The following is a 21,196-nucleotide window of genomic DNA, read 5'->3' on the forward strand; positions in this document are numbered from 1 at the left end:
CGAGTCCACGCTTTCCGCGGACGGCGACGTCACGGTCGACGCCTCGGACACGGCCGCCATCGACGCCCTGGCCTTCAGCCTGGCCGGTGGGTACGCCGCCGTGGGCGGGGCGGTGGTCGTCAACACCGTCGCCGACACGGTCCTGGCCGGCATCGACGGCGCCTCCGCGAGCCTCAAGGCCGCGGTGACCGCCGCCGACACGCTCGGCGTCACGGCGACTTCGGACTACACGGTCTCGGGCCTGAGTCTGGGCGCGACCGTGGGCGTTGCGGCTGCCGGCGGTTCCGTGGTCTCCAACTCCATCGGCGGCACGACCTCCGCGTACATCGGCGACTACACCGACATCGGCGGAACGGTCGGCAACGTCTCCATTAGCGCGCAGACCACCGTGGATGTGTCGTCCAGCGCCTACGGGCTGAGCGGCGGCATCCTCTCCGGCGGCGTGAACTCCGCCGACGCGACCGTCGGCACGGCCGTGGACGCGCATATCGGCGACGCCGACGTCCATGTCGCGGGTGCGGTCGGCGTCGCTGCCGGCGCCACGATCACGGCGGAAACCGATGCTTTTGGCCTCAGTGTGGGCGGGCTGGCCATCGGCGCTTCCCTGTCCGACATAGAAATCAGCTCCGCGGTCTCTGCATATGTGGAAGGGGATGCGGACATCACGGCGGCCAGCCTGTCCGTTCAGTCCTCGGCTACTGCCGACGCCAACGCCTACGCCAACGCCTCGGGCGGCGGAGTCCTCGCGGGCAACGGCGCGGATGTCGATGCCGTCGTAACGCCCGTGATACAAGCCTTCGTCGAAGACGGCGCCATCATCGCCGTCAGCGGCCTGCTATCGGTCACGTCGGCGTCCACGGGCAAGGCCAAGGCCAAGGGCGAGGGAATCACCGCGGGCATCGCCGGAGTTGGAGTCATCCTGGCCGACGCGGAGCTTTCGCCCGAGATCAGTACGTACATCGGTAGCGGCGCCGACGTCACAGCCGGTTCCATCGAACTCCGCTCACGCCACAACGTGAACGTCGACGGAAGTCTCGTCGATCAGGGCGCCGAGGCGTATGCCGGGGCTTCCGGCGGCGGCCTGGTCGCCGGCAACGGCGCCGTGGCCACGGCCACGGCCGCGGCCATCGTCGACACGGGCATTGCCGCCGGGGCCGAGGTCACGACCACGAGCGGCGACCTGGTCGTTTCCTCCGCAGCCAACAACAAATCCGGGGCAAACGGCAACGGCGTCACCATCGGCGGCATCGGGGTCGGGGCCATGGTGGCCACGGCGGTCAGCGGCGGTAGCGTGACCACGCATGTCGATTCCTCTCTCGTCTTCGCGCATGACAATCTGACCATTGAGGCCGATGCCCACGGCTCGGCCGATGCCGACGTCAAGGCGGCAACGGGTGGTTTGGTCTCGGTCGGCGTGAACAAGGCCACTGCGACCGTCACGCCGGTGGTCACAGCCAAGCTTGCCCCCGGAGCCGAGGTCGAGGCCGGTGGAACCGTGACGGTCGGTGCGTCCGCGACGCCGCAGGCCGTAGCCGCGACTTCGGGTGTCAATGTCGGCGGCGCGGCCGCAGGCGGGTCGACGGCTACGGCCACGGTCGCACCGGTCATCTCAGCCTTTGCCGGGGAAGGCTCCCGGATCGCGGCTGAAAATCTCGTGCTAAGCGCCCGGCAGGAGTTGCCCGGCAGTGGGACGTCCGCTTCGGCGTCGGCCACGGGCTCCAGCGGCGGGCTGCTTCTCGGGGTGAACGCCACGGAAGCGACGGCCAGGGGCAACGGGCAGGTCGCGGCATACCTCGATGCGGACAGCGTTCTGAATATAGTCGGCTCGGCGCACATTCAGGCTGATCTCGACAGTTTCCAGACGAGCACGGCCAACGGCAAGTCATTCGGCATCGTCGCAGTCGGCGGGAACACGGCCACGTCCTCCAGTGACACGAACGTCGGTTCGTATCTGGCCGACGGTGTGAGCGTCACGGGCGGCGCGCTGTCCGTCGACGCCGGGGGCACCGAGAAAAATCTGGCCGCGGCCGTTTCCGGCTCCGGCGGCGTGGTCTCCGTGTCCGCATCCGAAGTCCACACCTCGAGCACGAACACAACCCTGGCCGCGGTGGGCGCCAAGGGGAGCGGAACCGGCATCAACGTGGGCAGCCTGACCATCATCGCCGACCATGAAGCTCTCTTCAACGGATCCGCCGACAGTTCGTCTGGCGGCGTTGTCGACGCTCCCGGCGCGAAAATCGGCAACACGACGGACATCGACGTCGAAGCGCGGATCGGCGAGGGGGCGGCCGTCACGGCCAAGGCCCTGTCCGTGGAGGCCGACACGACGGTGCTCAAGGATTGGCTGCTCGGCTACAATCTGATTTCCGCCTCGGGCGGAGTCGGGGCCTTCCCGGCCGGGGCGAGCACGACCACCATCGCCAACGAAACGCGTGTCAGGATCGGCGACAATGCGAGCGTCCTGGTCAATGACGGAGCGGGCGGCGGCGATATCGGACTTTCCGTGCACAACGACGTCACGGCCAGGGACAAGGCCACCATCGACGCCGGCGGCGCGGTGGCCACGGCCAGGACCGAGTCCTACATCTACAACGATACCAACACGGCCGAGATCGTTGTCGGCGACGCCACCCTGCAGGCCGGCGGCGGCATCGCCGTGTCCAACTGGACCGATCTGGAGTTGCATGCTCAGGCCGACGCCAAGACCTATGGCGCGGCCGGTTATGCGCAGGGCATTTCCGTGGCGCACGCCTCTCCGAAGAACATCGTGACCATCATGGACGGGGCAGCCATCGAGGCCGCGGGCGACATAGCCATCACGGTCGGCGGCAGCGCGGACAACCTGCGGCGCTCGGCCATCTCCGTCTCCGCCCGTACCGATCTCTGGAACAAGACGGCCTTCCCCATCAGGTCCAACCCCACGGCCGACGCCGTCGTCAATCAGGAGTCCCGCATCGATGTGGCCGAGGATGCATGGATCGGCAGCAATCAGGACGTGCTGCTGACGGTCGATGGCGGGACACGCTCCGTATCGGGCAACTGGAACTATCAGGACGCCTACATGGGCCTGGCCGAGGACATCGCCAACGGTCTGATCTCCCTCTTCACCGGTTCGAGCGGTTCCGTGTCCCTGAAGGAGAGCGGCGGCAGCGAGCAGGACAATCTGGACCGGAACGTCAACATCGACGGCACGGTCGAGGCGGGGCTGAACAACAAGCAGTTCCTGGTCGTGGACGGGTCTCTTGGCGAGCCCAACAATCCTGCCATGAGCGGAACCCCCGGGCTGGTCTTCACCAGCACCTCGGGCGAGGACAGCATCGAACGCACCGATGGTGGCAACTGGGCTACAGACGGTTTCAGCGCCGGTATGTACATTCAGGTTTCCGGAGCCGAAAATCTGGACGGGGCTTACCTGATCAAAAGCATCACGGGTTCGACCATCACGTTGAACGCCGAGACGCCCCTGGGCGGCGAAAATGAACCTGTGATCGGGACCGTGTCCGCGTCCGGCGTGACCATTTCGCACCTTGTCATGACCGGTGCTCCGAAACTGACGATCAAGACGGCGGACAACTCCATCACCCGCAGCTCCGGCAGCTTCGTCGAGGACGGGTTCCTGGCCGGCCAGTGGATCTTTGTTGAAGGTGTCGAAGCGAACAGCGGCTTCTACAAGATTTCCGGGTTCTCGGGCGACGGTGTGATCATGTATCTGAACGCGTCATCGTCGCAGCTCGCAGCTAACGCGCAGAACGTGTTCGGCGCGACGATCCGGGGAGCGGCCGAACCCGTCGTCGCGGTTGAGGGCAGTGTCTATCCGTTGCTGGATATTAAGTCCCAAGGGGAAGTAGCATGGATTGACCGACCTGGCGGCAGCGGCAGCTTCATCGACGACGGCTTTGAAGTCGGCCAGCATCTGCGCATATCCGGTTCGTCGGACAGCGACAATGACGGCACCTATCTGATAACAGGGGTGACCGACACCCGATTGACCATATTCTCGAGCAATTTCGACTGGTTCAGCGATTCGTCAGGGGAGAATCCCGGCATCATGTTCGCGTATGCGGAGGCCATGACGGTCATGGCGACGGATTCGGTGACGTTGAATTTCGACGCATCGGCCAATACCATCACGCGCTCCACCAGCGACCAGACTTTCGTGAGCAACGGATTTGCCGCGGGTCAAACCCTGATCGTCAGCGGCACGGCCAATGCCGGGATCTACACGATCAAGGAAGTTGCCGGTAATGTCCTCACGCTCAACGAGCCATTGCCGGCCGACGCATCCGGCGTCGTTTCATCCGCGATCAAGGCCTATGAGGACTACGCGACGGTCCAGCTCGGTTCCCGGACCATGTCCTTTGACGCCGCAGCTCGAACCATCACTCGCAACGACGGACTGGACTGGTCCGGCGTTTCCGCAGGGCAGATCATCGAGGTCACGGGTTCGCAGCACAATGCCGGCTTCTTCACTGTCGCCGGGGTCAGCGGTTCGATCCTCACCCTGGTGGAAACCGACTCCCTGACGGATGAAGGCCAGGTTTTCGGCGTGACCATCGTGGCCGCGACGTTGCAGGACATCGTGACCACCGTCGACCTCGGCCTGACACACACCGATCCACGGGACACCATCACTCGCCAGGACGCGGCGTGGGCGGATGACGGATTCGAAGCAGGCATGTTCATCAATGTGAGCAACACGACCAGCAATAATTCCTCCTTCAGGATCGACAGCATATCGGGCAACACCCTGTATTTGGCCAAAGAACATACGCTGATCAACGAAACCCTTTCCGCTGCGCAGAGCACCGCGCAAAAGGTGGCCATCACCAGCTCGAACCCACGGCCCATCACCATTCACACCACCACCGTGCAGGGTGCTCCTGACCTGACCTTCGCCAATGTCTACGGCGGGCGCGACACCATCACCCGCTCGACGGGCAGCTGGCTGGCCGACGGCTTCCTGGAAGGGCAGACCATCACGGTTTCCGGTTCAGGTGCGAACGACGGCGTGTATCAGATCGCCACCATCAGCGCCGACGGGTTGACCCTCGGACTGTCCATGAAAGACACGCTCGCCTCGGCATCCGGGGTGAGCGGGGTGTCCGTCAGCGGCTCCGGCATTTCCTCCGGCGTCTCGTATTCGCTGAGCGTCGAGGATCTGGGTGTGAACATCGCCAAGGAGATCGACCGGCTGCAGAAACTCAAGGCCGAGCATTACGGCAATAGCGCGGCCATCGCGGGCTACAACGCCCAAATCACCCAGCTCAAGATGCAGGCGCTGGAACTCGGACTGATCGACGCGAGTGATCCCGGGCTGCTGAACGAGAACACACCTCTGTCCCCGAAGCAGGAATTGCTGGTTACCTACATCGTCGTGTCCGACATCGAGGCCAGTTCCGGAAACATCGAGGTTTTGGCGGGAACCCTGACCGGCACCGGAAATCTCTACGCCAACAACGACACCGGCGTGGTCATCGAGAATGCCAGCCCGTACTATTTACGTGTCGGCGACGTGATCATCCCCACGAACCAGGGAGGTATGGTCTTCTTCAACGTTCTGCCGGTGACGAGCAACGCGGACATCGAGAGTGTCTACGATTTCCTGTACGCTTCCGGCCAAGTCAGTCCAACTCCGCAATTCGCGGCCATCGGCACGGACGCGGGGGAAACCGAACCCGCCATCTCCATCAGGAGTACCTTCAATCCGACGTTTCCGGAGCAGGAGGAATTCCGCGGCATCACCGCTCCGGACATCGAGATTTCGGGCAGCATCGTGAACCGCCTGGGCAGCGTAACCATTCACGACTCCAAGGGCAGCGTGCTCATCAAAGGCGAGGCCGGCAAGACGGCCGTGGCGGCCAAGACCATCGACATTTCCGCCGGCCGCGATTTCGTGCTGACCAGCGAAGGGTTCTACAATACCGCCGGAGAGCCCTACGGCTCGCAGAACACGCCCACTGTCGCCGGCAACAACATCTTCCTCACCGCGCGCTATCTGAACTTGAACGGCATCGTGCAGAGCGGTCGACCCGACCGCTCCGTGACGCTGGACACCTCCCTTGATGATGATATCGCCGCGTTCAAGGCCAATGCCCTGGCGGGGCGGTACCTGACCCTGACCAGCGACGACGGCAAGGGGCAGGGCATCGAGGTCCGCTATGACCGGGATACGGACTCGATCGTCGTCGACTCCGTCGCCATCGAGGGCGGTTTCATGCTGCTGACCGGCCAGATCATGAACACCAACGCCAACGCGGTACTGAAGTCCGTGGACGGCTTCGGTCGCGTCACCATCAACAATAAGACCGGCTACGCCGTCATCGTCAACGATATCGACACCGGCGGGGACGGCATCGAGGGCATCATCAAGATCGTCGACACGGTCGATACGTACTCTCCTGCCGGCGTCTTTCAACCTGGTGTCGAGCCCACCGTGACCACGTACACCCGGATCGGCGACACGATCAGCAAGACGGTGACCCGCGGCGGGACGCTGCTTTCGACCTCGGACTCCAGCGGCAGGACGCTGACCGACGGCTACACTCCTGCGGCAGGACAGCGCTACGTATACGTGACGGGGCAGACGCAACTGCGTCAGATCTACAAGGAATACATCACGTCGAGTTTCTGGGGCATCGACTGGCTGTCGCCTGATCCCGGCCAGCAGCCTGACAAGGTCTGGACCGTCAACGTGGGGGGGCCTGTGCCGACAGGAAGCGGAACTTTCGTGGAATGGAACACCTCGCTGACCGGCACGCCCACGAAGATCACCCCGCTGAGCGTCAACCTCGCTGCTGAGCAGTATCTGTACGGTTACAGCTACACAACGACGACCGGGTGGTGGATCTTTTCCACTACAGAATACCACAATGTCCTCGTCTACGCGCAGGGATCTGTGACGTATTCAAACAACAGTATGAAAGCCGACTATCCCATCGACATCGAGTTCATCGGTTACGATGCGGGCGGCATCACCATCAACTCCGCGACGGATGTCATCGTGGCCGGCTCCCTCGTCAACGTGGCCGGCACGACGGCCATCACCAGTGACGGCACGGTCACCAGCACGGAGTACGGCCAGGTTCAGGGCAAGGACATCGACTTGGTCGGCGACACGGGCATCGGCTCCTCCGACAGGGCTTTGCAGGTCGATCTTGCGGGAGGAGTTCTGGATGCGGTCAGCAGCGCAGGCGACATCTTCATCGAAGGATTCACCGGCGCCCTGAACGTCGGCACGGTCGACGCGTCCGACGGCGACGTGACCATCGGCGCCTATGGTTCCATTACCGCCGCCGGCGGGGTATCGCTGGTCAGCGGCAACTCCATCAACCTGTCCTCCCGGGCGGGCGGCATCGGTTCGGCCGTCCAGTCTCTGCGCATCGACAGCGGCATCTCCGGGTCGGGCAGCCTGACGGTCTCGGCCATGGACGACGTCCATCTTGCGGAAACAAGCGGCGACCTGGGCTTGAACACGGTGCGATCGGTGCGCGGCGACGTGTATATCCAGGTGCTCGACGGCAACCTGACCGACGCCAACGGCAACGACACCCGCGACGAACGGGCCATCGCCGACCTGGAGGCCTTGTGGAGCAGCATGCGCCTGACCCTCGCGACGGGCGCCGGCGAAGCCGCGCAGCAGAACATCGCCGCCTACGAGGGACTCAAGACCAGGGAATACCACAGTTATTGGAACTACCGCGAGCAGCAGGCCGTTCCGTCGGTTTACGACTCTGCCTTCGAGGTCCGGCTGTCGGATCTGGAACTGGACTACTACCGGTCCGTCGGCTGGACCGATGAGGATCTCGCGGATCTGGTGGCCAAGCGGACGCTGGAGTATCACGATCTGCACGCGGTCTACGGCGCCCTGGGCGATGCACGCATCGCCGGCTATGCCTACCAAGTGGTCGTGGGCAGTTCGGAATACGAGGCCCTCATGGCCGGTCATGCCTGGACCGAGGCCGAACTGGGCACGACCTTCAATCCGTCCTTGCTGCGGGCCAAGACGGACACGGAGACGAAGATAGAGGAAGCCAACATCACGGCCCGGAACGTTTCCGTCGTCGTTCAAAACGGCGGCATGGGAGGCATCAGCGGTCATGCGACGTTCACCTTGCCCATGAATGCCGATTCCCTGACGGAACAGCAGCGGCTCATCCTGGCCGCCGCCGAGCGCGACGACATGATCGCCCGCGATGCGGCCGGCAATATCGTCAACATCTTCGACCCCGGCAGCAACGCGAAGACCCTGGAGGTTCTGCTTCATGACGATGTGGATATTGCGGCCAGGGGCAGCATCTCCATCACGGGCGATACTCATGTCTACCTAGGCAGCGAGCAGGATATCAACATCGACAGCGTGTCCGGCGGGGACGCCATCCGCATCAAGGGCGCAGAGGGCATCTACTCCGTGGGCGGAGGAACCGCGGTGACCGGCGGCGGGACGAATGGAGGGGTGATTCTCGAAGGGGCGAACGCCGCCATCGGCACTTCCGCCCGGCCCGTCTCCGTGGACCTGCAGGCCGGCAATCTGACCGCCAGAGCCACGGGCGACATCCATCTATCGGCTGTGGGGCACGATCTGTTCATCGACGGGATATATTCGCAGGATGGCTCCGTCGTGGTCGCGGGCACAGGTTCGATCTTCAACGGCAACAACGACAGCGAGTGGAACATCCGGGCCAATTCCGTCATCTTGACCGCCGCAGGGTCCATCGGCCAGGACGGCAACGCCCTGAACACCGAACTGCCTCTGCTCGACGCCGCGCAGCCCGGCCTGGGCGTGATCGACATGACCGCGGGCGGCGACATCTTCGTGAACGAGGTCAGCGGCGACATGAACATCGGCCGCGTCCGGGCCGGCGGCACTGCCTCCCTGGCGGCGGCCGTGTCCATTCTGGACGCGAACGACGATCCGGACCCCGATGTCATCGCCAACTCCATCACCCTGAACACCCAGCTCGGAGGCATCGGCGCAGCCGGCAACGACCTGGACATCGATTCGTCCGTCACGGCCGACGGCCTGGTCAACATCTCCTCGGCCGAAAACGTGTACCTGATCGAGACGATCGGCGACCTGCGCCTCGAGCAGGTCCTGCTGACGGCACTGAACAAGAAGGCCTATCTCGCGGCCCAGGGCAGCATTCTCGGCGCCAATTCCTCTGGCGATTACGCCGTGATCGCCGGGGCGGTCATCTTCCGCTCCGACCAGAACATCGGACAGTCCGACGACGCCCTGAACATTCAGGTTCAACGTCTGGAGGGGTCCGTATCGGGCGACATGTGGGTGCACAACCACGGCGCACTGGTCGTAGGCAACGCCGGCGACGGCACCAGCGGGCTGACCTCGGCCGGCGGCGGCATCCGGATAACGGCAAGCAGTCCGGTGACCATCGAGGCCGACGTCGTCTCGACGGGTGTGACCAACGACGGGGATATCACCATCACATCCACGGATCACGCGGGACCCGGAGACGATATCACCGTCCTCTCCGGCGCGATCATCCAGAGCGTCGGCGGCAATGTCACTCTCCTCTCCGGCGATGACGTCATCCTGCACAGCGGCAGCGTCATCATGGCCGACGGGACCGTGCGCATCGTCGGCGATCACGGCGATGCGGATTCCGGCGCGGGCAGCCTGATCGACCTGCACGGAACCATCACCGCTCAATCCGTGCTGCTCGAAGTCGGCGATGACGACGACACGGTGGTCGTTCCCGGTATCGCGGTCGCGACCACGATCCGCACCGGCGGCGGCGACGACGTCATCTACACCGGCAGCAACGCCACCGCGTCGGGCAGCACGGGCGGAACCATGGACGGGATCACGGCCCTGCTCGACATATACGGTGGCGACCACCGGCACGGCGACACCCTCGTGATCGATGATTCCGGCAATACGGGCGGCAACAGCTGCATTCTCGACGGGACCACGCTGACCATGACCGGCATGGCCGGGTCCATCCGGTACGTGGAGATCGAAAATCTGAACGTCGCCTTCGGCAGCGGCGACAACGTCGTCAATGTGCGAGGCACGGCAGCCGGGTCCACCACGTTCCTGACCATGGGGGATGGAAACGACACCTTCAATATCTCCTCCGACGCGCCGGTCAACCAGGGCAACCTGGACGGCATCCGGGGCGATCTGGTCCTCGACGGCGGCGGGGGGACAAACACCCTGAACGCGAGCGACCGGGGCAACACCACAGGCCGCACCGGCGTGGTCGTCACCGACCACGACATCTCCGGCATGACCGGCGACGCGGGCGGTTCCGGGGTCATCGCCTTCAACGGCAGCTTCAGCGGCGGCGTCAATCTCCTCTTCGGGTCCGGGGCGGACGACATCACCGTCGAGGGCGTTCTGTCCGGCAGGGTTGTCACGGTCAGGGCCGGCGCGGGCGACGACACGGTCACGGCCAACAACGCCGTCGCCGGCGGCGACGGACTGCTGATCGCATTCGGCGAGGGCGGCTCCGATGTTCTCGACGCTTCGGCCTGGAGCAACGGGGCCATCCTCTTCGGCGACGGCGGATCGGACACGGGAGGAGGGTCGAAGACTCCGCAAACCCTGCTTTCCGTGGAATCCATGGCGCCCGACGGTGACGGAAACGATATTCTCATCGGCGGTCTCGGCGACGACATCCTTGTCGGCGGCGGCGGAGACGATCAACTGCAGGGCGGCGCAGGCAACGACGTCCTTATCGGCGACGCCGGCCGGGTGACCTTCAGAAGCGGCGCCCTGCACGAGGCCGGGACGCTGGGACGGTACAGTTCCTCAGACGGCAGCGACACCCTCGTCGGCGGCGCGGGGAACGACTTCATGTTCGGCGGCGGCGGCAGCGACCTGTTCTACGGCGACCTGTCCGAGGACGTCATGGCCGGCGAGTTCGGCAAGGTCACCCTGAGCGGCGGCAAGGTTGACGAGGTTGTCGCCATGGGCGACCTCATCAGCATGACCATGGTCGATCTCTACAGCGTCGAGGAAACGCATGGCGAGTCCAGGGGACGCACGGTCGCGCCAGGCGTGTCCCTCACCCCGGAACCCGCGTCCGACGCGTTGGAGATCGAACAGGTGCGGTCCGAATCGAGCTACGCCCGTCGTGTGAGCCACCATGGGGGCCAGTCGGTTCCGGCAGTCCGGGCGCAGTCCGGAAAGGACGCCGCCCCGACGCAAGGTCCGGCCCCGAAGCCAGGGGCTCCGGCGGAGGATGCGGCCGGGCCGCGACCCGCCGTTTTCGGCCCGCGCCAGCCTGGAGGCGAGCCGTCCGCGCTGGCGGATGACCGGGCCGGTTTGGCCGCGGTCCGGGAAATCTTTGAGTCGACGGGCCTCCAAGGCGCCGTGGCCGGCCTGACCTGCATGGGCGCGCTGTCGTCTCGAAGCAGGGATGAAAAGCGCCGGCTGGCCTCGGAGGAACTGGAGCGTTTCGCCAGGCCCAAGGCGCGCAGTTGGAGTTGGGACGGGGAGAGGCTGCGCGACAAGGAGAAGACTGGCTCTTCGTCCGTGCGACTGGTCAATGTAACGGAATTCATGTTCGAGAAGAAACTTCAGGACGCGGACGCATAGTCCGCCCTTATTCATACGGAGCCCGCAACATACAAGGAGTGCACACGTGACTATGGAAGACAGGACGCCCCAGGAAAAGACGGAAGAACAGGCGGCCCAGATCCGCTGGGACGGGAGCCGCATGCAAACCACGTACGCCAACGTCTGCAACGTATCGAGCACGCGCGAGGAAGTGGCGCTCATGTTCGGTGTCAACAAGAACTGGCACCCGTCGCAGAAGGACCTGGTCATCGAGCTTTCCGACCGGATCATCATCAACCCTTACGCGGCCAAGCGCCTGGCCATTCTCCTGGCCAACACCATGAACGAGTACGAGAAGCGTTTCGGCGTGATCAATCTCGAAATGCCCGACGTCACGCCGCAATAGGTGGGAACGCAGCCTTTCGCATCAGGCCCGGCACGGTGGCGTGTCGGGCCTGATGCGTCTGATGTCGGGTTTCCCCTTGTTTTTTGACTAGATAGCTGGTTAACTAAGTACGTAAAAGGGGTTGGGCATTCTTCCTGCACCGGTTTCTCCGTTGCATTTGGTCAGGTTTCACCATTATGAGCAGCAACAATACCATACAGGGTTCCGCGCCGGCCGATGCAGCCCAAGCCCTGCCATGGGCCGAATTCTCCTCTGCTTCGAGCACGCGGGAATACTGCCAGGGTTGGATCGGGCTGCAGAGCGCCATGATTCCGGGCGTGATCCAGGGGATTCTGGTCACTGCAGGGGAGGACGGGCAGTTCACCCCCGCGGCGGTGTGGCCGTACGGCGGTGCGGACCCTGTCCGGCTGGCCGATGCTTTGGAGCGGGTCATTGAGGACGGGCGCGGCCTGGTGCTGGAGTTGGATGCTGCGGACCGGTACGCCATGGTCTACCCCGTCCGGGTGGACGGCAGGCTGTTCGCCGTGGTGGCCATGGAGCTGGCGGCGGAAGGCGAGGCCGACCTGAACCGGGCCATGGAGCAGTTGCAGTGGGGTTCCTCGTGGCTGGAGCTGCTGCTGCGCCGCCAGGAGGCCGACGAGGACAAGGCCCGCCTGCTGCGCCTTGGGACGGCCGTGGACATGCTGGCCTTGACCCTGGACCGCTCGTCGTGCGGCGAGGCGGCCATGACCTTCGTCACCGAGTTGGCCGCGGCCTCGGGCTGCGAGCGCGTCAGCCTGGGCCTGGTGCGCGGGAGGTCCGTGACCCTGGAGGCCGTTTCCCATAGCGCCGAGGTCAACCTGAAGATGAACCTGACCCGCGCCATCGAGCGGGTCATGGACGAGGCCCTGCTCCAGCGCCGCGAGATCGTGCACCCCTCAGACGACGCGACCCTCATCTGCCGCGAGCACGAGGCCCTGTCCAGACAGCAGGGCATGGCCTCGGTCGTCACGCTGCCCCTGTACGGCCAGGGCCGCTACTACGGGGCGCTGACCGCGGAGAGGGGGGCGGATCAGCCGTTCACGGAGCGCGACGTCGAGTTTTTCCGGGCCGTGGCGGCCCTGGTCGGCCCCATTCTGGAAGCCAGGCGGCAGGCCGGCCTCTCCCTGGCGGAGTACCTGCGCGCCAGCCTGCGCCAGGCCGCGGGCCGGCTGTTCGGCCCCCTGCACTACGGCCGCAAGCTCGCCCTGGGGGGGATCGTCTGTCTGGCGCTGTTCCTATTCTTCGCCGAGGGCGAGTACCGGCTGCGGGCTGACCTCGCCTTGGAGGGGGCCGTGCGGCGGGCGGTGACCGTGCCCTTTGACGGGTTCATCCAGCAGGCGCAGCGCCGCGCCGGGGATATGGTGGGGGAAGGGGATCTCCTCTGCCGGCTCGACGACCGCGACCTGCGCCTGGACCGCATGGTCACGGCCAGCCGGTACCGGCAGCTGGAGCAGCAGTACCAGGAGGCAATGTCCGTCCACGACCGGGCCCAGTCGAGCATCGTCCGTGCGCAGCTGGAGCAGGTCCAGGCCGAGCTGGACCTGGCCGACGCGAAGCTGGCGCGGACAAGCCTCACGGCGCCGTTTCCCGGTCTCATCGTCAGCGGCGACCTCAGCCAGCGCCTCGGCAGCGCGGTCAGGCAGGGGGACGTGCTCTTCGAACTCACCCCCCTCGACTCCTACCGGGTCATCCTCAAGGTCGACGAGCGGCGCATCGCCGACGTGCGGGAAGGGCAGCGCGGGGAACTGGTGCTTTTCTCCCTGCCCGGCCAGGAATACCGCTTCACGGTCACCAAGGTCACGCCCATCGCCAAGGCCGAGGAGGGGCGCAATTTCTTCCGCGTCGAGGCGGCCCTCGACAGCGTCGACGCGACGCTGCGGCCCGGCATGGAGGGCGTCGCCAAGGTCGACGTCGACCGCCGCAGGCTGGCCGGGATCTGGGTCCGGGACATGCGGGAGTGGCTGACCCTCTTCTTCTGGAAGTGGCTGCCTTGAGGCGCCTGGGCGGGTAGGATGAGCGTTTCGCTGCTGAGTCCGTCCTGGTACCGGGTCGCGCCCCTCGCGCCGCGCCTGCGCAGCCACGTGCACATCGACCGCCACGAGTACCGCGGCCAGGACTGGTACGTGATCCAGGACAGGTTCACGGGCCGTCACCACCGCTTTTCCGCCGAGGCCTACCAGCTGGTGGGCATGATGGACGGCCGCAGGACCCTGGACCAGATCTGGGAGGCGGCCTGTGCCCGCCTGGGCGACCACATGCCGACACAGGACGAGGTCATCGACCTCCTGGCCAGGCTCTATCAGGCCGACCTGCTGCAGACCGGCGCGAACCTGGACTTCTCGGACCTGCACCGGCGCAGCGTCAGCGGCAGGCGTCACCGTCTGCTCACGCTTCTGGCCTCGCCGCTTTCCCTGCGCATCCCGCTCCTCGACCCGGACCGCTTCCTGGAACGGACCCTGCCGTACGTGCGCCCGCTTCTCGGCTGGCAGGCCTTTGCCGTGTGGGCGGTGGTGGTGGGCTGGGCCGCCATTCTGGCCGTGCTGCATTGGGACGGGCTGCGCGGCGATTTCTCCGACGCGCTGCTGGGCATGGAAAACCTGGCGCTGATCAGCCTCATCTACCCCGTCCTCAAGGTCCTGCACGAACTCGGTCACGCCTATCTGGTCCGGAAGGAGGGCGGCGAGGTGCATGAGATGGGCGTCATGTTCCTGGTCTTCATGCCCCTGCCCTATGTCGATGCGTCCTCATCGGCCGCGTTCCGGGACAAGCACCGGCGCATGCTCGTCGGCGCCGCCGGCATCATCGTGGAGCTCTTCGTGGCCGCGGTCATGCTTTTCGTGTGGCTGAACGTCGAGCCCGGGGCCGTGCGGGCCCTGGCCTACAAGACAATGCTCGTGGCCGGCGTGTCGACGATCCTGTTCAACGGCAACCCGCTGCTGCGCTTTGATGCGTATTACGTACTGTCGGACTGGCTGGAGATACCGAACCTCGCCCAGCGCAGCAGGGCATATCTGGGGTATGTCCTGAAGCGCCGCCTGCTCGGCGTGAGCGAGGCGGAGCCGCCGACCCTCGACCCGGGGGAGGCGCGCTGGCTGCTGGCCTACGCCGTCGCCTCCTTCTGCTACCGCATCATCATCTCGCTGCAGATCGTGATCTTCGTCGCCGGCCGGTTCTTCTTCATCGGCATACTCCTGGCCTTGTGGGCCCTGGCGATGATGCTCGTCATGCCCACGTGGCGCGTGGGCCTTTTTCTTCTCAAGGATGTGCATATGCAACGCAGACGCATGCGCGTGACGTTTGTTGTCCTTGTCCCGCTCCTGCTGCTGGCGGCCGGCCTGACGGCGGTGCCCGTGCCGCTCTACACGAGCTGCCAGGGCGTGGTCTGGGTATCCGACGATGCGCGGGTCTTCGCCTCGGCCGCCGGGTTCGTGGAGGCCGTCGTCGCGCCGGGAGGGTCCATCGTCGAGCCCGGCGACCCGCTCGTGCGCAGTTCCGACCCGTTGCTGGAGACGCAGATCAGGGGGCTGCTGGCCCGTCGCGAGGAGTACCGGGCCCGCCGCCAGCTGAGCATGAACAGGGACCGGACCGAGACGGCCATGCTGGACGAGGAACTCGGGAGCATCGAGACGGAACTGTCCCACGCCCTGGAACGCCGGGCCGCCCTGGTCACGCGCAGCCCTGCGGCCGGAACCTTCGCGCTGCAGGACGAGGCTGACCTGCCCGGACGCTACCTGCGGCGCGGCGAGCCCGTGGGCTACATCGTCGATCCGGGGCGCATGCGGATCAGGGTGCTGGTCGCCCAGGCCGACATAGAGCGCGTGCGGACGGATGTTCGGGGCGTCGAGGTGCGCCTGGCCGAGAGCATCGGACGGGTCATGGGCGCCCACGTGGAGCGGGAGGTGCCTGCGGCCAGCCGGGTGCTGCCGAGCCTGGCCTTCAGCCTGGACGGCGGCGGGCAGTTCGCGCTGGACCCGCGTGAAAAGGACGCCCCGCAGGTGCTGGAGCGTCTCTTCCAGTTCGATCTGGTGGCCGACGAACCCGTCGCGGCCCGCGTCGAGGAACGCGTCTTCGTCCGGTTCGAGCACAGTCCCGAGCCGTTGGCGTGGCGGGCGTACCGGGCCCTGAGGCGGCTGCTGCTCAGCCGTTTCGCCTGGTGATCGGGAACATCGGAAAACACCCATGCTCTATCTGACCCATCCCCCAGCCAGCCGCGACGTGCGGGCCGAGAGGCCCGACCGGGTGGAAACGTGGCTCGAACGGCAGGTGCACCGGCTGCACGGGCGCATCGGACGGATGTCCGGGAGCGGGTGGGTGCGGCGCGAAGCGGAGGCTGTCGAGCAGGCCGGGAGGCGTCTGGCCGGCATGACCGACGACGGGCTGCGAGAGGAGAGGCTGGGCCTGCGGGTGCGGCTTCTGACCGACGGGCTGCTGCCCGCGCATGTGGCCGACAGCTTCGCCCTGATCCGCGAAACGTCCCGGCGCGTGCTGGGCATGAGGCATCACGACAGCCAGGTCATGGGCGCTCTCGTCATGCTGCGCGGCATGGTGGCCGAGATGGAGACCGGCGAGGGCAAGACCCTGACCGCGACCCTCGCCGCGGCGACGGCGGCCATGGCCGGGCTGCCCGTACACATCATCAGCGTCAATGATTACCTGACCGCCCGCGACGCCGAGGGCATGGGCCCCCTGTACCGGGCCCTGGGGCTGCGAGTGGGTTGCGTGGTGCATGGCCAGAGCCCGGGCGAGCGGCGGCAGGCCTATGGCTGCGACATCGTCTACGCCACGAACAAGGAGTTGGTCTTCGACTACCTGCGCGACCGTCTGACCCTGGCCGACAGGCCGGACCCCATCATGGTGCAGGCGGAGGTCCTGGGGGGGCGGGGCGGCCGGACCGATCGTCTGCTCATGCGCGGCCTGCATTTCGCCATCGTCGACGAGGCCGACAGCGTGCTCATCGACGAGGCCAGGACGCCGCTCATCATTTCCGGTTCATCGGGCATCAGGGAGGAACGGGAGTTTCTGGAGCAGGCCCTGGCCTTGGCCGAGGATTTCGTGCGCGGCGAGGATTTCCTTCTGGACGACGCGCGCCGGCAGATCCTCCTCACTCCCGTGGGGCGCGGGCGGATCGAAGAGTCGGCCAGGCGTCTGGGCGCCCTGTGGAGCGGCATGGTGCGGCGCGAAGGCGTCGTGCATCAGGCCCTGACGGCCCTGCACCTGTTCCGGCGCGACGAGCAGTACCTGGTGCGCGACGGTAAGGTGCAGATAATCGACGAGTTCACGGGCCGCGTCATGCCGGACCGGTCTTGGGAACAGGGCCTGCATCAGCTGATCGAGCTCAAGGAGGGCTGCGAACTGACCCAGCGGCGCGAACCCCTGGCCAAGATCAGCTATCAGCGTTTCTTCCGGCGCTACCTGCGACTGGCCGGCATGACCGGGACGGCGCGGGAAGTGCGGGACGAACTGTGGGCTGTCTACGGGCTGGCCACGACGCGCCTGCCGACGCACCGGCCGGTGATCCGTCGCCGGTTCGAAGACAGGATTCACGCGACTCGTCTGGAAAAGTGGGCCGCAGTGGTGGACAGGCTCGGGGAACTTCGCCGCCAGGGACGGGCCGTGCTCGTCGGGACGCGCACCGTGGCAGCCGCGGAGGAACTGGCCGCGCAGGCACGGGAAGCCGGAGTCCCGTACCGGGTGCTGAGCGCCAAGCAGGACGCCGCCGAAGCCGAGGTCATCGCGGGCGCGGGCCGGGCCGGAATCGTCACCATCGCCACCAACATGGCCGGACGCGGCACGGACATCGCCCTGGCCCCCGGGGTGCGCGAGGCTGGGGGGCTGCATGTCATCATCACCGAGTGTCACGAGGCGGCGCGCATCGACAGACAGCTGGCCGGCCGCTGCGGCCGCCAGGGGGACCCTGGCAGTTTCGAGGGCATCCTCTCGCTGGAGGACTTTCTGTTCCAGGGCAAATGGGGGGACCCGTTCATCCGCGTGCTCCGGATCGTGGTGGTCCGGACCGGGACGCCGCAGTTCGCCGCCAGGTGGCTGCTGCGGCTCATGCAGCGGAAGGTCGAGAGGCATCACGCCCGCATCCGCCGTGATCTTTTCCGGCGGGACCAGGCCCAGGGGAGCCTGATGTCGTTCGCGGGGCGTTTCGAATAGGGCCGGTCGTCCGGACCGCGGCATACGGCCGCGGCCGGGGACGGCGCAACACTGCAAGGAGCGGACAATGAGACAGGCTTTCGTGCTCGTGCTGTTTTTCCTGCTGGCCCCGGCGGTCCACGCCGGCGGGATGCCAGCTTTCGAGGGGCTCATCGAACCCCGGGAGATCGTCAATTTCGGCAGTCAGGTGCCGGGGATCCTGGAGAAGGTCTATGTCGAGCGCGGCGACAGGGTCTCGACGGGCCAGGTTCTGGCCAGGCTCAAGTCCGGCGTCGAGGCGGCGGCCCTCAGGTCGGCCGAGGCCAAGGTGGATTTCGGGCAGCGCAAGTCCCAGCGCAACGAGGAGCTGACGAAGAAGAAGCTCATCTCCGTGCACGAGAAGGACGAGATCGAGACGGAGCTGCAGCTGGCCAGGCTGCAGGTCAGCGAGGCCCGGGAGCAGCTTGAGCTGCGGGTCATCCGCAGCACCGTCGACGGGGTGGTGGTCAAGCGCACGGGCGCTCCGGGCGGGTATGTCGGCGAGGAACCCTTCCTGACCGTGGCCCGGATCGACCCCCTGAACGTCGAGCTGGTCATCCCGGTCCAGTTCATCGGAGCCATCAAGGAAGGCATGACGGCCAAGATCCTGCCGGACGAACCCGTGGGCGGCGAATACGAAGCCAGGGTCGTCATTGTCGACAAGGTCGTCGACGCGGCCAGCGGTACTTTCGGCGTGCGCCTGGAGCTGCCCAACCCGAAGCTGGCCCTGCCGGCGGGCCTCAAGTGTCGAGCGCTGTTTTGAATGCACGATGTTCTGGAATTCAGGAGCTTGAGAGCTTCATCAGGACGAGGCCGGACACGATGAGTCCGGCCGCAAGGATTCGCACCGCGTTGAACGGTTCGGCCAGGAACGTGACGCCGACGATGAACGCCCCGATCGAGCCTATGCCTGTCCAGACAGTGTAGGCGGTGCCGAGGGGGATTGCGCGCATGGCGATGGCCAGGAGCCAGAAGCTGCCTGCCATGGTGACCAGCGTGACGAGTGACGGGATAGGCCGGGTGAAGCCGTGGGACAGCTTCATCGAAGAGGCCCAGACCACTTCGAGAACTCCGGCAAGCAGCAGATACGTCCAGGACATGAGCCCTCCTTGTTCCAAGGGCCAGGCCGTCCTGGGCATTCTTCCCGAAGCGGGGGAGGTCGTCCTCCTGCATAAAATGCTATTTCACATGCCCTGGCGAAGCAAGCTCTCGCCATTTGCTCAATCAGCATCCTGATATCGTTCATAAATGGTCTTGGTCGGGTTGTGGAAGCCGACGCGAAATCCCATTGTTCCGATATTGGTTTATTTTTTCCAAAATGCTTGTCATGGAAGAACTGGAATGGGTAAATCTGTTTTTTGATGGTGACACACGTCAACGGAGTGAAAAATGAGAAAAATCGCAGAGTCGGTGTATTGGGTTGGGGTGGTCCATTGGGACAGAAGGCTGTTCGATTCGCTTGTCCCGTTGCCGGATGGAACGACGTACAACGCTTACCTGGTCCAGGGGTCTGAAAAGACGGTGCTCATCGACGCTGTCGACCCGGAGTTCGTGCAGACGCTCATGACGTACCTGGATGGCGTCGAGCGCATCGACTATGTCGTGTCCCAGCATGCCGAGCAGGACCATTCGGGCGCCATCCCGCAGGTGCTGGCCCGCTTTCCCGAGGCCAAGGTCATGGTCACCGCCAAGGCCAAGCCCATGCTCATGGACCTGCTCAACATCCCGGAAGACAAGTTCGTGGTCGTGGCCGACGGGGAAACCCTGTCCCTGGGCGACAAGACCCTCAAATTCATCCACACGCCCTGGGCGCACTGGCCCGAGACCATGTCCACCTATCTGGCCGAGGACAGGATTCTCTTCAGTTGCGACTTTCTGGGGTCGCATATCGCCAGCAGCGACCTCTTCGTCACGGACAAGTGCCGGGTGCACGAGGCCGCCAAGCGCTATTTCGCCGAGATCATGATGCCGTTCCGCCACATCCTCGCCAAGAATCTGGACAAGCTCGCGGAGTACGACATCGCCATGGTGGCGCCAAGCCACGGGCAGATCTACGACAGTCCGGGCTGGATCATCGAGGCCTACCGGGAATGGGTTTCGGCTCCGCCGCGCAATCTCGTGGCCCTGCCGTACGTGTCCATGCACGGCAGCACGGCGCGCATGGTCGACCACCTGACCGCGGCTCTGGCCGAAAGGGGCGTGCAGGTCGAACTCTTCAACCTGGCGGTGACGGACATCGGCAAGCTGGCCATGTCCCTGGTGGATGCCGGAACCATCATCGTCGGCGCGCCCACGGTACTGGCCGGGCCACACCCCCTGGCCGCCTATGCGGCCTTCCTGGCCAACGCCCTGCGGCCCAAGGCGCAGTACCTGTCCATCATTGGTTCCTACGGATGGGGCGGCAAGACCGTCGAGACATTGGCCGGCATGATCCCGAACCTCAAGGTCGAGGTGCTGGAGCCGGTGCTTTGCAAGGGGCTGCCGAAAGAGGAAACCCTCGAAGCGCTCAACAGAATGGCGGACGCCATTGCCGCGAAGCATCGCGAAAGCGGTTTCCGCGATTGACAGGGCATGCTGACGGATATGATTTTTGCGGTGAGGTCTTTTCGGTGCTGCCGTTTCTGCTGTGTCCGTTCGAATTCCCTGATACAATCGTAAAACTGCATGGAGGGGCGACATGCTCGCCCCTCCATGCGATCCGGGTGTGTTCGATATGGGTATTGCCGTCAAAAGGGTTTATGATCCCGTTGGTGACGACGGGACGCGCATCCTGGTGGACCGTCTTTGGCCGCGCGGCGTGAGCAAGGAGGCTCTGCAGGGGATTTGGGTCAAGGAGATCGCCCCGAGCACCGAGTTGCGGAAGTGGTTCGACCATCAGCCTCAGAAGTGGCCGGAGTTCACGAGAAGATATTTTGCCGAGCTGGATGGCCGCCCTGAATCCGTCGACAGGATTGTCCGATTGGTTCGGAGTGGGAAGGTGACGCTCCTATATGCGAGCAAAAATGAAGAATTCAATCATGCCATCGCGTTACGTGAGTATCTGCAGAATGCTGTTCGCACGTAAGGCACGT

Annotated in this window: 9 protein-coding genes (1 of these 9 only partly in view); 8 read left to right on the forward strand and 1 reads right to left on the reverse strand. The window is 65.2% G+C overall.

From position 1 onward, the window contains the following. The 6 genes from G394_RS0109575 to G394_RS0109600 form a co-directional block, all read left to right on the forward strand. Positions 1 to 11,560, forward strand: the final stretch of a protein-coding gene (locus G394_RS0109575) for a DUF4347 domain-containing protein (protein ID WP_028577466.1). 16,961 nt of this gene lie to the left of the window's left edge; only the last 11,560 of its 28,521 coding nucleotides appear in the window; the start codon falls outside the window, past its left edge; the stop codon is at positions 11,558 to 11,560. Positions 11,561 to 11,612: 52 nt separating this feature from the next. Next, positions 11,613 to 11,927, forward strand: coding sequence for a DUF3467 domain-containing protein (locus G394_RS0109580; RefSeq protein WP_043775373.1), 315 nt, complete (start codon positions 11,613 to 11,615; stop codon positions 11,925 to 11,927). Between the two features lie 176 nt (positions 11,928 to 12,103). Then, a complete protein-coding gene (locus tag G394_RS0109585; RefSeq protein ID WP_028577468.1) occupies positions 12,104 to 13,942 on the forward strand; it encodes a GAF domain-containing protein in 1,839 nt (612 codons plus the stop codon). Between the two features lie 18 nt (positions 13,943 to 13,960). Beyond that, positions 13,961 to 16,105, forward strand: coding sequence for an HlyD family efflux transporter periplasmic adaptor subunit (locus tag G394_RS0109590; RefSeq protein WP_028577469.1), 2,145 nt, complete (start codon positions 13,961 to 13,963; stop codon positions 16,103 to 16,105). Positions 16,106 to 16,127: 22 nt separating this feature from the next. Beyond that, entirely contained in the window at positions 16,128 to 18,107 is a 1,980-nt protein-coding gene (locus G394_RS0109595; protein ID WP_028577470.1) for a preprotein translocase subunit SecA, read from the forward strand. 67 nt (positions 18,108 to 18,174) lie between these two features. Then, the gene (locus G394_RS0109600; protein WP_028577471.1) at positions 18,175 to 18,888 is read left to right on the forward strand and encodes an efflux RND transporter periplasmic adaptor subunit; all 714 of its coding nucleotides are present in this window, start codon (positions 18,175 to 18,177) and stop codon (positions 18,886 to 18,888) included. A gap of 19 nt (positions 18,889 to 18,907) precedes the next feature. On the opposite strand, the gene G394_RS0109605 is transcribed toward G394_RS0109600, so the two are convergent. Continuing rightward, on the reverse strand, positions 18,908 to 19,225 hold the full coding sequence (locus G394_RS0109605) for a DMT family transporter (RefSeq protein WP_028577472.1): 318 nt from the start codon (positions 19,223 to 19,225) through the stop codon (positions 18,908 to 18,910). Between the two features lie 289 nt (positions 19,226 to 19,514). Here G394_RS0109605 and G394_RS0109610 point away from each other — a divergent pair, with 289 nt between their 5' ends. After that, positions 19,515 to 20,690 carry an FprA family A-type flavoprotein gene (locus tag G394_RS0109610; RefSeq protein ID WP_028577473.1) on the forward strand — a complete coding sequence of 392 codons (1,176 nt, stop codon included), beginning with the start codon at positions 19,515 to 19,517 and terminating at the stop codon, positions 20,688 to 20,690. A gap of 112 nt (positions 20,691 to 20,802) precedes the next feature. Further along, positions 20,803 to 21,189, forward strand: coding sequence for a DUF488 domain-containing protein (locus G394_RS0109615; RefSeq protein ID WP_245578308.1), 387 nt, complete (start codon positions 20,803 to 20,805; stop codon positions 21,187 to 21,189). Positions 21,190 to 21,196 lie beyond the last annotated feature (7 nt).

Origin of the sequence: Desulfomicrobium escambiense DSM 10707 (genome assembly GCF_000428825.1) — a bacterium.
GTDB classification, from domain to species: domain Bacteria; phylum Desulfobacterota; class Desulfovibrionia; order Desulfovibrionales; family Desulfomicrobiaceae; genus Desulfomicrobium; species Desulfomicrobium escambiense.

Coding starts and splice junctions, on each gene's coding strand:
- G394_RS0109580 (WP_043775373.1), top strand. CDS start 11,613: ATGGAAGACAGGACGCCCCAGGAAAAGACGGAAGAACAGGCGGCCCAG.
- G394_RS0109615 (WP_245578308.1), top strand. CDS start 20,803: ATGCTCGCCCCTCCATGCGATCCGGGTGTGTTCGATATGGGTATTGCC.
- G394_RS0109595 (WP_028577470.1), top strand. CDS start 16,128: ATGCTCTATCTGACCCATCCCCCAGCCAGCCGCGACGTGCGGGCCGAG.
- G394_RS0109600 (WP_028577471.1), top strand. CDS start 18,175: ATGAGACAGGCTTTCGTGCTCGTGCTGTTTTTCCTGCTGGCCCCGGCG.
- G394_RS0109590 (WP_028577469.1), top strand. CDS start 13,961: ATGAGCGTTTCGCTGCTGAGTCCGTCCTGGTACCGGGTCGCGCCCCTC.
- G394_RS0109605 (WP_028577472.1), bottom strand. CDS start 19,225: ATGTCCTGGACGTATCTGCTGCTTGCCGGAGTTCTCGAAGTGGTCTGG.
- G394_RS0109585 (WP_028577468.1), top strand. CDS start 12,104: ATGAGCAGCAACAATACCATACAGGGTTCCGCGCCGGCCGATGCAGCC.
- G394_RS0109610 (WP_028577473.1), top strand. CDS start 19,515: ATGAGAAAAATCGCAGAGTCGGTGTATTGGGTTGGGGTGGTCCATTGG.